Origin of the sequence: Haladaptatus cibarius D43 (assembly GCF_000710615.1) — an archaeon.
Classification (GTDB): domain Archaea; phylum Halobacteriota; class Halobacteria; order Halobacteriales; family Haladaptataceae; genus Haladaptatus; species Haladaptatus cibarius.
Genome location: NZ_JDTH01000001.1, coordinates 515,932 through 528,810, shown reverse-complemented (window position 1 = coordinate 528,810; position 12,879 = coordinate 515,932). Strand labels below are relative to the sequence as shown.

Annotated in this window: 12 protein-coding genes; 10 read left to right on the top strand and 2 right to left on the bottom strand. The window is 58.4% G+C overall.

What is annotated here, in order from left to right; genetic code table 11:
• The first annotated feature begins 42 nt into the window (after positions 1-42).
• From pyrH to HL45_RS02710, 4 genes are all read left to right on the top strand, one after another.
• Positions 43-762 carry a UMP kinase gene (pyrH, locus tag HL45_RS02725; RefSeq protein WP_049969559.1) on the top strand — a complete coding sequence of 240 codons (720 nt, stop codon included), beginning with the start codon at positions 43-45 and terminating at the stop codon, positions 760-762.
• Complete coding sequence (gene lysS, locus HL45_RS02720; protein ID WP_049969558.1) at positions 759-2,411, top strand: lysine--tRNA ligase; 1,653 nt, start codon at positions 759-761, stop codon at positions 2,409-2,411. The genes pyrH and lysS overlap by 4 nt, the downstream gene beginning before the upstream one ends.
• Before the next feature lie 173 nt (positions 2,412-2,584).
• The gene (locus tag HL45_RS02715) at positions 2,585-2,893 is read left to right on the top strand and encodes a hypothetical protein (RefSeq protein WP_049969557.1); all 309 of its coding nucleotides are present in this window, start codon (positions 2,585-2,587) and stop codon (positions 2,891-2,893) included.
• A 64-nt stretch (positions 2,894-2,957) separates the two neighbouring features.
• A complete protein-coding gene (locus HL45_RS02710) occupies positions 2,958-4,796 on the top strand; it encodes a site-2 protease family protein (RefSeq protein ID WP_049969556.1) in 1,839 nt (612 codons plus the stop codon).
• A gap of 50 nt (positions 4,797-4,846) precedes the next feature.
• Here the strand turns inward: HL45_RS02710 and HL45_RS02705 are convergent, their stop codons facing one another.
• Entirely contained in the window at positions 4,847-5,362 is a 516-nt protein-coding gene (locus HL45_RS02705) for a PadR family transcriptional regulator (RefSeq protein ID WP_049969555.1), read from the bottom strand.
• Between the two features lie 136 nt (positions 5,363-5,498).
• On the opposite strand from HL45_RS02705, the gene HL45_RS02700 reads away from it, so the two are divergent.
• Complete coding sequence (locus HL45_RS02700) at positions 5,499-7,001, top strand: heme-binding protein (RefSeq protein WP_049969554.1); 1,503 nt, start codon at positions 5,499-5,501, stop codon at positions 6,999-7,001.
• Between the two features lie 47 nt (positions 7,002-7,048).
• On the opposite strand, the gene HL45_RS02695 is transcribed toward HL45_RS02700, so the two are convergent.
• On the bottom strand, positions 7,049-7,897 hold the full coding sequence (locus HL45_RS02695; RefSeq protein WP_144239986.1) for a hypothetical protein: 849 nt from the start codon (positions 7,895-7,897) through the stop codon (positions 7,049-7,051).
• Between the two features lie 260 nt (positions 7,898-8,157).
• On the opposite strand from HL45_RS02695, the gene HL45_RS02690 reads away from it, so the two are divergent.
• The 5 genes from HL45_RS02690 to HL45_RS02670 all read left to right on the top strand — a co-directional run bounded on the left by HL45_RS02690 (position 8,158) and on the right by HL45_RS02670 (position 12,858).
• Positions 8,158-9,048 (top strand): acyltransferase, encoded by an 891-nt coding sequence (locus HL45_RS02690; RefSeq protein ID WP_049969552.1) that lies wholly within the window; start codon positions 8,158-8,160, stop codon positions 9,046-9,048.
• Between the two features lie 146 nt (positions 9,049-9,194).
• A complete protein-coding gene (locus HL45_RS02685; protein WP_049969551.1) occupies positions 9,195-10,274 on the top strand; it encodes a PQQ-dependent sugar dehydrogenase in 1,080 nt (359 codons plus the stop codon).
• Between the two features lie 138 nt (positions 10,275-10,412).
• Positions 10,413-10,700, top strand: a complete 288-nt coding sequence (locus tag HL45_RS02680; RefSeq protein ID WP_049969550.1) for a DUF7577 domain-containing protein — start codon at positions 10,413-10,415, stop codon at positions 10,698-10,700.
• Positions 10,701-10,788: 88 nt separating this feature from the next.
• Positions 10,789-11,508, top strand: coding sequence for an Nmad3 family putative nucleotide modification protein (locus HL45_RS02675; protein ID WP_049969549.1), 720 nt, complete (start codon positions 10,789-10,791; stop codon positions 11,506-11,508).
• A 180-nt stretch (positions 11,509-11,688) separates the two neighbouring features.
• Complete coding sequence (locus HL45_RS02670) at positions 11,689-12,858, top strand: GAF domain-containing sensor histidine kinase (RefSeq protein ID WP_049969548.1); 1,170 nt, start codon at positions 11,689-11,691, stop codon at positions 12,856-12,858.
• The last annotated feature ends 21 nt before the right edge of the window (positions 12,859-12,879 follow it).

Below are 12,879 nucleotides of genomic sequence, written 5' to 3'. Positions count from 1 at the left end.
TTGAGAACGCTTAAGGCCAAGTCCCGGTAAGTCGGCGGTAGTATGAAGGTGGTCGTTTCTATCGGCGGGAGCGTGCTCGCGCCGGACTTGGAGTCCCAGCGCGTCCGTGGCCATGCCGAAGTCATCGAATCGCTCGCAAACGAAGGGTGTACCATCGGCGCAGTCGTCGGCGGCGGGGGCGTCGCGCGTGAGTACATCGGTACAGCGCGCAACCTCGGCGCAAACGAAATCGAACTGGACGACATCGGTATCGACGTAACGCGACTCAACGCTCGTCTGCTCATTGCCGCACTCGGCGAGCAGGCCGCCCCGAGTCCAGCCGAAACGTACGAAAAAGCCGGAACTGCGATGCACCGCGGCGACATCGCAGTCATGGGCGGCGTGATGCCCGGTCAGACGACCGACGCCGTGAGCGCGGCGCTGGCTGAATACACGAACGCGGACTTGCTCGTCTACGCGACGAGCGTCAACGGCGTGTTCAGCGACGACCCGAACGAAGTGGACGACGCGACGAAGTACGACGAACTGTCCGCGGGCGAACTCGTGGACGTTATCGCCGACCTCGAAATGACTGCGGGTAGTTCCTCGCCGGTTGACCTGCTGGCCGCGAAACTCATCGAACGGTCGGGCGTCAGAACCATCGTTCTCGACGGAACCGAACCGGAGCGAATCGCCGACGCCGTCCTCAACGGGGAACACGACGGAACGGACATCATCCCCCACGGGACGGACGACGAGATGACCTACTGGGTTCAAGAATGAGCGCAGGCACGGCACCGATGGACGAACGAGACGAGGGAGCGGACGACCACCACGTCTTCTGGGCCGACGAGGTTGCCGACCGAATCGAAGCGCGCGACCCGGACGAACCCATCATCATCAAGGGCGGAATTTCTCCATCCGGCGTTCCGCACCTCGGCAACGTCAACGAAATCATGCGTGGCTACTTCGTCGCGGAAGCGCTCCGCGACAGAGGCCACGAGGTAAAACAGGTGTTCACCGCGGACGACCGCGACCCGCTTCGGAAACTGCCACGAAAACTGGCCGACTTGGACGGCAACATCGTGGAGTTGGGCGACGTGAACGCCGGAGCGCTCGGTCGAAACCTCGGAAAACCGTACACGGACATTCCCGACCCGTTCGACTGCTGTGACTCCTACGGCGAACACTTCTCGAACCTCATCCAGCAGAGCGCTGATTTGCTCTCCGTCCCCATCGACGTAATGTCGAACACGGAGATGTACGAGTCCGGCGAGTTGGAGGACGTAACCGCCGAAATACTCGACAACTCCGAAAAAGCCCGCGAAGTGCTCGCCGAGTATCAGGACAAGGTTGACGACGACTACATTCCGTTCAATCCGATTTGCGAGGAATGCGGGAAAGTGACCGAGACGGTGACCGATTTCGACACGGAAGCAGGAACCGTCGAATACGTCTGCACCGACCTGAAGGCGGGCGACAACACCATCGACGGCTGTGGCCACGAAGGCACCGCCACACTCCGAGAGGGCAAACTGCCGTGGCGGTTCGAGTGGCCCGCCCAGTGGAAGACGCTGGGCGTGGATTTCGAACCGTTCGGCAAAGACCACGCCGAAGGCTCGTGGCCGAGCGGCGACGACATCGCGCGAAACGTGATGGACTTCGAACCGCCGGTTCCGATGACCTACGAGTGGTTCACCCTCAACGGAAAGCCGTTCTCGTCCTCGGAAGGGAACATCGTGCTGGTTTCGGAAGTGCTGGAACTCCTCGAACCCGAGGTGCTCCGGTACTTCTTCACGAAAGACCCGAACAAGGCGCGCGACTTCGATATCGGTCGCCTCGACCTGCTCGTGGACGAGTTCGACCGATTCGAGCGAATCTACTTCGGCGAGGAGAGCGCGGACGAGCGGGAAACCGCGCTCGCAGAGCGAATTTATCCGATGGTCGTGGACGAAGTTCGACCCGAACGAATCCGGATTCCGTACACCTTCGCAGCGATTTTGGGCATGACCGACGACCCCGACCTCCGCGAGGAAATCGCGCGAAAAGAGGGCCACATCCCCGACGACGCGCCGGAGTGGGCAGTCGAGGAAGCACTTGCGCGAGTGGAACGAGCGCAGACGTGGGCACAGCGGACGAGCAACGAGTACGACTACGACCTGAAACGAACCGAGATGCCCGAGGCGGACTTCGACGCCGAAACCGCGGTTGCACTCGATGAACTCGCGGAGTTCATCGAAGCGGGCCACGACGGCGACGAGATTCAGGAGGAGATTTACGAAACCGCAAAGCGCCACGACATCGACATGGGCGACTTCTTCGGAACGGGCTACCGCCTCTTTTTCGACGAGGAACAGGGGCCAAAGCTCGGGCCGTTCCTCTCGAACTTAGATCGCGAGTTCGTCCTTCGGCGACTTCGCCGGGAAGGATAGGCTCAACCGATTTTTACGACTACCCTAATCGCCAACAGAGTTAATAGTGTTGGTAAATATAACCCTACTGTCTCCACATAACAGGTGCATAACAAAGTACCTGCCAGTGATAGGGAGAGATGTAACGTCTGTCTGGCGACCAATCACGTCAGCGACTAAACCAAGATATTACCATGGCCCTGATAGAACTCAATCTTGAGAAACCAGCGTTGAAACGTACCGAACTCGTCAAAGAATCCGAAACCGAAGCAACGGACGCGACAGAGACGGAAACCGAGACGACGGAAGAAGAAGAAGTCGCGGAAGCAGAAATCGAGGAGACAAAAGGCCGCGGCAAAGCCGGAACGTTCGCCCGCCGCGCCGCAGTTCTCGGTGGCACCGCCGCCGGACTCGCGGCCGCACGAAAATTCCAGCAGAAACGCCAAGGCAAGAAGGACGAAGAGCAGCAGGACTTCGAAGAAGACTGGCAGACCGCGGAATAACGCTCCCGGTTTTTACGACCGTTTTCCCAAACGCATTTGAGCGGTGCGAACCTTTCTTTTGCCAATGGATACGATTGTGTGGGTGGTTATCGGAATCACGGCCTACTGGTTCGCCCTGCTTGGACTACGGGCGAACGGCATGCTACCGTCGTATATCGGCATGCAAGGGCCGATTCTAACGCTACACACCCAGAAAGGAAAGAAGCTACTCGATAAACTCTCCCGTCCGAAACGATTCTGGCGAGCGTGGGGTAACTTCGGCCTCGGTATCGCGCTGGTCGTCATGATTGGAACCTTCCTCCTCCTCGTCTTGCAGGCGGTTTCTATCATTCAGAACCCACCGGAGCCGACAGCGGTGACACAGCCACGAAACGTGCTCGTGATTCCGGGGGTCAACGACTTCCTCCCGCTCTCCGTCGCCCCCGAAATTCTGCTCGGTCTGCTAATCGGCTTGGTGGTTCACGAAGGTGGCCACGGTATCTTCTGCCGCGTCGAGGACATCGAAATCAAGTCGATGGGACTCGCACTGTTCGCAATCCTCCCAATCGGCGCGTTCGTCGAACCGGACGAGGAAAATCGCAGAGAAGCGGACAGAGGCGGCCAAAGCCGAATGTTTGCGGCAGGAGTGACGAACAACTTCGCTGTCACGATTCTCGTCTTCATGCTGCTGTTCGGCCCGATAATGGGGTCGGTAACCGTCGCCTCCGGCGCGGCGGTCGGCGGCGTCTTCGACGGCTCTGCGGCGGGTGATGCGGGCATCGAACGCGGCGACCGAATCGTCGCGGTGAACGGCACCGACGTCGAAAATAACGCCGACCTCAACCAAAAGCTCGCGGCCATCGACAGCAGGTCGGTGACGGTCACGGTCGAAAACGGCGACGAACGACGACAGACGACAATCGAACGCTCCCTGCTCGTGACGGCGATTACGCAAACCTCGCCGTTTGCGGCGGGCGATGAGCAAGGATCTGACGAACCGGCAATCAGCACCGGGGAGAACATCACCGCGGTGAACGGAACCACGGTGTACACCGAAAAGAACCTGAGCCAACAACTCGCGGACAGGAAAGTCGCCACGCTGACCGTCAACGGAGAGCAGATAACGGGGCCGATTGGCGCGCTTTCGACGGTTCAGCAGGACGGGCCGGTGAGCAGCGCCGACGGATTGAGCGCGGGCGACACGCTCGTCATCACGGCTATCGACGGCAACCGAATAGTCAACAGCAGCGACTTGAGCAGTACCATGGACGGCTACGAGGCGGGACAAACCGTCACCGTCGAAGCGTACACGCAAGACGGCGATTCCGACCAGCGAACGACCTACGACGTGACGCTGGACGAGAACAACAGCGGTGAGGCCATCGTCGGTATCCTCGTCGCGCCGGGAACCTCCGGTATCGAAACGAGCGGGTTCGGTACGAATCTGTACCCAGCCGAGACGTTCCGCGACCTGATGGCGGGGCAGTTCATGACCACCTTCGGCGGTGGTGGCGGTGGCGACGGGCCACTCACGACGTTCCTGCTCGGCGTCGCCGGAACGCTCCTCCTTCCGTTTGCCAGCCTCTCGATGCCTGTCGGCTACAACTTCGCAGGATTCGTCGCGTGGAACACCAACTTCTACGCGATTCAGGGGCCGCTTTCGGGACTCGGCGGCGGCCTCTTCATCCTTGCAAACGCCCTGTTTTGGACGGGGTGGATAAACCTCAACCTCGGCTTCTTCAACTGTATTCCGGCGTTCCCGCTGGACGGCGGACACATCCTCCGAATGGGTTCGGAAGCCATCGTTTCGCGACTTCCGACGAGTCAGGGGCGACAGGTTACAACGATGATAACGACGACGGTGGGACTGACGATGCTCGCCAGTCTTCTCCTGATGATATTCGGCCCGCAACTGCTGGCCTGAGAATCGGCGAGAATCTATTCGACGGTTTTTGGAAGATGAAGGAAAATCGGTCAGTCTTCGAGTCCCATCCGCTCGTAGAACTCCTCGGGGGTGTCGGGGATGCGCTCGAACTCGTCGAAGTCGCGTTCGTGGTGACGAATTATCTGTTCGAGAATCCACGAACTGAACGTTTCGTCGAACTGCCATTCACCTTCGGGACTTTCGACTTCGAAACGGTCGTCGGTAGAAAAGGCGACGTAGACGTGATAGAATCCGAGAATAACGTCCGCAAATTCGCGGGCTTTCGTCCCGCTTTCCTTTCGCTTTTCTTTTAGTTCCTCGTATCCCGAGTCGGTGAGTTCGAAATATTTTCGGTCGGGTTCGTCCTCGCGCTCGATTCGCTCCGCCCAGCCCTTCTCCTCGAATTTGTACAGAATGGGGTAGACGGAACCGTAGGACGGTTCCCAGTGACCACCGCTGATGTCCCGTATTTCTTTGAGTATCTCGTACCCATACCGCGGTTTTTCGTCCAGAAGTTCGAGCACGAGGTACGATATTAGGCCTTTCGGCGGGCCGCTTTTCCGCATTGACTGGGGGTTTAAGTCGTGTTTTTGAAAGGCTTTCGGTCGGAGCGACACTCTCCAAAGTAATATCAACGTCGGCGAAGCGAAACTTCCGGGACGACTCAAAAGTTCCTTGTCCGGTCGCTCCTAACCCTCGCGTATGCCGAGAAAAGTCCCACCGACGCGCGAAGGGTGGTACGCACTCCACGACTTTCGAACGATAGACTGGAACGCATGGCGAGACGCCCCCGAGCGAGTTCGGAAGAACGCACTGACCGACGGAACCGAATTCCTCCAAGCGCGCGAGAACGTCACCGACGCAGAGGACGGGTCGTCCGCCGTCTTCAGCGTCATGGGACACAAAGCAGACCTGTTGGTCGTTCATTTCCGGCCGGAAATGAACGATCTCGACACCGCAGAGCGGGCCTTCGAGCGAACCGGTTTCGCCGACTTCACCGAGCGAACCGACTCCTACGTCTCCGTCACCGAAGTCGGCGGCTACACCTCCGACGAGATGGTGAAAGACCCCGAGGACATCGAAGATACTGGCATGGCCCGCTACGTTGCGAGTAAACTCTACCCCGACGTGCCGGACGCGGAGTTCATCTGTTTCTACCCGATGAGCAAACGCCGAACCGCGGAGGATAACTGGTACGATACGCCGTTCGACGAGCGTGCAGAAATGATGTCCAGTCACGGCGACATCGGCAAAGGCTACGCCGGAAAGGTCACCCAAATCATCACCGGAAGCATCGGCATGGACGACTTCGAATGGGGCGTTGACCTGTTCAGCAACGACCCGACCCACATCAAAGACCTGCTGTACGAGATGCGCTTCGACGAAGGCAGTTCGCGCTTCGCGGAGTTCGGTTCGTTCTACTTCGGGCGGCGCTTCCCGCCGGAAGACCTCCCGGCGTTCATGTCCGGCAACGAAGTTCCGGTTCCGGAGGACGCTCATCCGCACGGCGATTCCCACGGTCACGCGCATGCGCACGGTGACGACGGCGAAAGTCCGCATGGCGAAGGCGGCCACGGTTCGGACGGCCACCACCACGGAAAATCCGGTGACGACGAGGGCGACGAAGACGGCGACATCCGCGGCGAACTCGAAGACCTCGACATCTACGCCGGAAAACCCCACGGCGAGGACGTGTACGCGATGGTGCTCTACTCCGAGGAAGACCCGGAGCACTTGTTCGATGAAGTGGACGGTCTGCGGAAGAACTTCGACCACTACGACACACACGTCAAAACCGCAGTGTACGGCGGCAGTGACCGCTCGGCGGTCGTAAGCCTCTGGAAGACCCAGAGTGCGGCGGAGACGGCGGGTGGCTTCCTCGCCGACCTCCCCGGCGTCGTCGCCCGCGCAGGCGAGGAGAGCGGGTTCGGGACGATGGGGATGTTCTACACCGTCAAGCCCGACAAACGGGAGGATTTCGTGGAGAAGTTCGAGACGGTCGGTGGCGTGCTTGCAGATATGGAAGGCCACTTCGACACCGAACTGCTGACGAACCACGAGGACGAAAACGACATGTTCATCGCCAGTCAGTGGCGCTCGAAGGAGGACGCGATGGCATTCTTCCGCAGTGACGCCTTCAGCGACACGGTCGATTGGGGCCGGGACGTTTTGGCAGACCGACCGCGACACGTCTTCTTGGCGTAGGACGAACAGACAGGAAGACCGTTTTCGATTTTGCCGATGTTCTGCGCTCAGACCGGTTCGACGTCGATAATTTTCGACTGCCGACCACCCCGCCAGTTTAGATGAAATGTCGCCGCAGGGTCGTCATCCGTCGAATGAGGACTCGGAGCATACGAGTGCGTCCACGTCTCCGACTCCCCCGCCGCAATTTCAAGGGAGATGCCAGTGACGGGTGTGTATGCGACGTTCGGGCCGACACGATTGAGCGCACCGACGAACGTTCCGGCGACCGACCCGGTGTTCTCAACGGTCAGCGTCACTGACGCTTCATACCCTCTCGTGACGGACTTGGGTGCGGAGAGTTCGGTCACGAAGTCCGTCGGCGGCCGTGTCAGTGTTTGGATGAGCGCCTCGTCTACGGCGAAATCGCCATCCGGCCAGCGAAGTGAGAGTTCAGTTGCGTTGAGGGGCTTCGGAACGCTGAAGATGAGGGGGTCGTCCGGAATCGATGTGTAGCCGTCTTCGTCATCCCAAAGAGCGTAGACAAATGACTTATCCACCGGTGGATACGAATCCACGGTAGTTTCCAATACGAATTTGTCCCGGTCGGGAATCGACATCCCATAACCCGCTACCGTTGCGAGAACGAACTGTTCGTCACGTTCTCCGAGAGTACTGATAGAATCAGGAGTGTTTGGTGCAACCAATGCCGGTGTGGCCCTGACGTTTTCCACCGTCACATCCCCTGAATCCGTCGTTGTGGGCCGGGAAGTGGTCGTAGATGATGTTGTGGTCGGCGTATCCGTAGCAGGTGTCGTAGAGCGGTTTTCGAGGTTCGAATTGGACGTACAACCTGCGAGTAACGCAAGCGTTGCGCCGCCGAGTTGGAGGACGCCGCGTCGGGAACGAAGAACCATTATTGGATAAAAATATGACGTATGTGGCATAAGTTTTCGGTGACGACGTTCGGTTGTGACGAACGGAGCACTTCCAGACAGCAGATAGATACTTCGTTTCGAAACTGTGGAGTGTGGAGGCCACAAGAAACTAACCACCATCCTGCGATTTTCCAGTCGAAGCGATGGCGGGAAGAAGTCACACTCCCCGCCGGAACCAAAACCCCCATGCCTTCAGAAGAGTAACTAACCTATAAGAAAACCGAGGGTGAAATAAGGATATGACAAAGCGACACGTCACACTCCCCGAGTCCGCAGAGGCGGGCCTTCGCGGGTTTATCGATGAAGTAGACGAACGACTCGCCAGCGACGAGGACACGTGCAGAGTCGTCAACGAAGTACTCGTAGACCTCCACGGCGACCGCGACGCATACGAGGCATGGCAGAACGGCGAACAGGTGTCGAACGCAGAGCGCGTTCGACTCCAGAGCTACGACCCGTGCAACGCGACGCTGGAGAGCGAGTACTACGCGGAAAAAAACGAAGAAAAGTTCCGGCGTTCGAAGCATCTCCAATGGCTCTGGCGGCAGTTCGACGCGACGCCGATGGCCGACAACGTGGAGTTCGCGCTTCGATTCCGCGAGATGCTGGCGAACCATCTCTTCGAGGAGGCGGGCGACAATCTCCGCATCTTCAAGGGCGTCACGATGACCTACGGGCACAACATCACCGTCGGGGACAACACAGTCATCCACGACGGCGTGCATCTGGACGACCGCGGCAAACTAACTATCGGCAACCGATGTTCCATCAGCGACGGCGTTCACGTCTACAGCCACGACCACGATGTCGTTGACCAAACCGAGGTCACGAACTTCCACACCGTCATCGGGGACGACGCGCGCCTGACCTACGATTCGATGATTCGAGCGGGGCTCAAAATCGGCGAGAACGCCATCGTCGGCGCACGCGCAGTCGTTCAGCACGACGTTCCGGCGCACCACATCGCGGTCGGTACGCCCGCAAAGAGCGTCAAAATCAAACCCGGATGGGAAGACGAGGCGGTGCCGCTGGACGACGTCCCACCGACAGAAAAGGAGTCGCGTCGAATCGACTCCGAACTGCCGGACGATTTCGAGCAGTTCGACGAGTTCCAGCGCGACCTCGACTAAATCCAGTTTTACCCCGACTGAACTCGCATGTCGGCCAACAGATACTAATTACGTCAATACTGTCCAAAATTACGTAATTCACCAAACAAACTCTCTCGCGGAACGAACCCACATCGTTTTTCCCCCGTGGGGTCGTGGAGCGGACTATGCGACGCCGCACGTACCTCCGGACGATGGCACTCGGCATCACCGGATTCACCGGGTGTATGGAATCGACCGGTAGTACGACACAAATCTCCACCGCGAACATCGACCAAGGGGTTCGCATCAAAACGGTCGCCATGAACCTCGAAGTGCCGTGGGGTGCGGACTTTCACTCTAACGGCGACTTGTACGTCACGGAGCGACCGGGGCGGATTCGCCGCATTCGACCGAACAGCAACGACATCGTCGCGGACATCACCGACCAGATAGCCCACAGCGGCGAAGGCGGCCTCCTCGGATTCGAGTTTCACCCCGAAAACGACAACCTCGCGTACACCTACCAGACCTACGACAGCCAAAACGGGCTTCGAAACCGGGTCGTGCGCCACCGCATCAACGACAGGTTCAGCCGCGACAAGGTACTGATAGACGACATTCCAGCCTCGTCAATCCACAACGGCGGTAGAGTAGCGATTGACGACGACGCCCTGTACGTCACCACAGGCGACGCCGGAAACGAAGGGCAAGCACAGAACAGGGATTCTTTGGCAGGGAAAGTCCTCAGACTCACGCTCGACGGCAACCCCCATCCCGACAATTCGTTCGATAGCGAGGTGTTCACCTACGGCCACCGAAATCCGCAGGGACTCGCGTTCCGGGGCGGAACGCTCTTCAGCACAGAACACGGTCCGACCACGAACGACGAAATCAACGTCCTCGAAGCCGGAAACAACTACGGCTGGCCGATTGTCACGGGAGTGAGCGACCAGTTCACGAACCCGATTGCGACGTACACGCCGACGATTGCGCCCGGCGGTGCGACGTTCTACGACGGCCCCATTTCCCAGTGGCAGGGCAATTTCTTTTTCGGCACGCTCGCGGGCCAACATCTCCACCGCGTTCAAATCGAGAAGGGGGAAGTGGTCGAACAGGAGCGCCTCCTTGAAGGAGAGTACGGGCGTCTCCGGACGACGTTCATCGGCCCGGACAAACATCTGTACGTGACGACCAGCAACCAAGATGGGCGGTCTGCGGCACCGGCACCGCAGGACGACCGCGTGCTTCGACTGCAACCGGCCTAAACTCTACTCTGGTCGAACTGTCCCCCCGCGTAGAGAGCAACAACCCAGTTCCGCGACTAATCAGCAGCGCTTCTAAAACTGCCCGATAGAAGTGTGCGAAGCTACCAAGTAGCATGACGACGTATGTCATGATGTAGCATGAACGTCTGGGGGTGGATAATCCTGTACGTCGTCCTGTTCGCGGGACTCCAGCTACTTATCTATCGGTTTCTTCGGAGCGACGAGGATTCGCCGCTCCTGCAGTCTACACCGTCGGGTCCCGACGGACGCGCGCCGGACGACATCCGAAAGGAGAGCGTTCTCGAAGAGTTCAACGAGCCGAACACCGCCGACCCGAGCACTCGACTGTGTCCACACTGTGGAACCGAAAACGGCGCAGAGTACACCTTCTGCCGGGAGTGCGTCGAACCGCTCGGCGTTTGGTAGTCGGGTGTCGTCGGTACTTTTCGGGGCAATGTGTCGCTCGCAGTAGCCGGTAGCCACGCTTTTCACGCCCGCGTTCCCACAGAACGTCATGCCTCGCGCTGTCGCCATCAACGTCGCCGCAAACACCAACCAACCGGGTGTCCGCGGCCCGATTTTTCCGGACGGGAGTTTCGAATACGTCCCGATTCCCGAGTCAGAGCCGACCAGTCGTGACGTTCCGACCTACGCCGACCTCGATCTCTCGGTCGAACTGCCCGACGGTGCGGCGGAACTCCCGGTTCACCTCGACCCGGAGTTCGCGGAGTACCCCTGCTGTGAGCGATACACCTACGGCGACCCTTTCGGCGTGAAAGCCCGGCCACTGCTGAAATTGGAGAACGGTGATTTCGTCTTTTTCTACGCAACGCTTTCGACGAGCGGCGAGCCAGAAGAAAAATGGATTACTCCCGATTGGGGCACGTACATCATCGGCCAGTTTCGACTCGCTCGGGAGCCGATTTCGGGTGCGAAGTTTTCGGAGTTCCGGGATGAAAAGCGGGAAATTTTCCGGAACAATGCGCATGTGAAGCGCGAGGAGTTTGATGCAGAAGTGTTGTTGGAGGGTTCGGAGGAGGAATCTGGATTGTACGAGCAGGCAGTGCCACTGAGCAGTTCCGAGGCGGGAGTGGAGGCGAATCGAATTGTGACCGAGTTGTCGAGTGATTCCGGAAAAGGGCCGTGGTGGCGAAGGCCGATGAAGTTCGATGAGGATGAGACAGCGGACGTCGTTTCGATGCGGAGGAACCGGAATTTCGACGATAAAATATGATGACAGAGCGCGTGTCGGGTAATTTTATGTCGGTCGAATGTAAACCATCGTATGATACGTGAGTTCGCAACGAGCGGGATAGTGGCTCGAAATGTCACATCGGACATCCCCGGAATCGGAAACGTCGTAAGAATCGTTCATCACCACTGTGAAAGTAGACTGTGAGAGTCGCCGTCAAAAATGGTAAAAAATGAAGCACCCGAGGAAAGTCGGGAGCGATACGCAACTATTCTCAGAAGTATCTATCGTGTTATCGCTAACAAAGACAAAACGTTCGAAAGAAAGGTCGAGGAACTACTCAGAATCGGACGGAACACGCTCGGAACGGAGTACGGAGCGCTCTCGTACATCGAAGACGACGACTACATATTCGAAATCGTCCACGACCCTGACGGGGAGACGAAACCCGGAGATGTCGTTCCCCTCGAAGAGACGAACTGCGAGCGCGCCATCGACACCGAACGCACGCTCGTTCTGGCGGATATCGAAGCGGAAGCACCAGAACTGACTACCCGTGCAGGCGTCACCGAGATGGGTGTTCAATGTTACATCGGAACGCCGGTCATGGTACACGGAGAAGTCTACGGCACGTTCTGCTTTTATGACCGAGACGTTCGAGAAGAACAGTTCTCCGAGTGGGATATTACGCTCGTTGACCTGATGGGCAAATGGATCAGCTACGAACTGGAGCGCGAACAGCGCGAGGCAAGACTCACCCGACAGCGGAATCGATTGGACGATTTCGCAAACGTCGTCGCCCACGACCTCCGGAATCCGATAAACGTCGCACAGGCGTACATCGAGTTCGCGCGGAACGAACCCGAAAACAAAGAGGAGCATTTAGAGGGTATCGAAACCGCACTAGACCGAATGGTCGTCCTCATCGACGACGTGCTGGCGCTCGCCCGAATCGAGCGACAGGAAATCGACTCCGAACCGGTGAACCTCCGCGACGTCATCACCGATGCGTGGGAAACTGCCGCAACAGATTCCATGTCGCTGTCGATTGAGGAGACGCTGGTTCCGGTCGTCGGCAGTCACAGCCACCTCCAGCAGGCGTTCGAAAATCTCATCCGGAATACGGGCGACCACGTCGATTCAGCGGCTACGATCCGAATCGGCCTGTTGGACGACGAGAGGGGATTTTATTTCGAAGACGATGGGCCGGGAATACCACCGGAAAAATTCGAGCAGGTGTTCCAAACCGGATTTTCGACCGGCGACAACGGAACCGGATTCGGACTTAGTATCGTCAAGGAAATCGTCGAAGCACACGGCTGGTCGATTACGGTGACAGAGGGGAAAACGGGCGGTGCACGATTCGAAATCGACAGCGTGAAATTCGTCTGAGGGCGGATTTTTGGGAGTGAA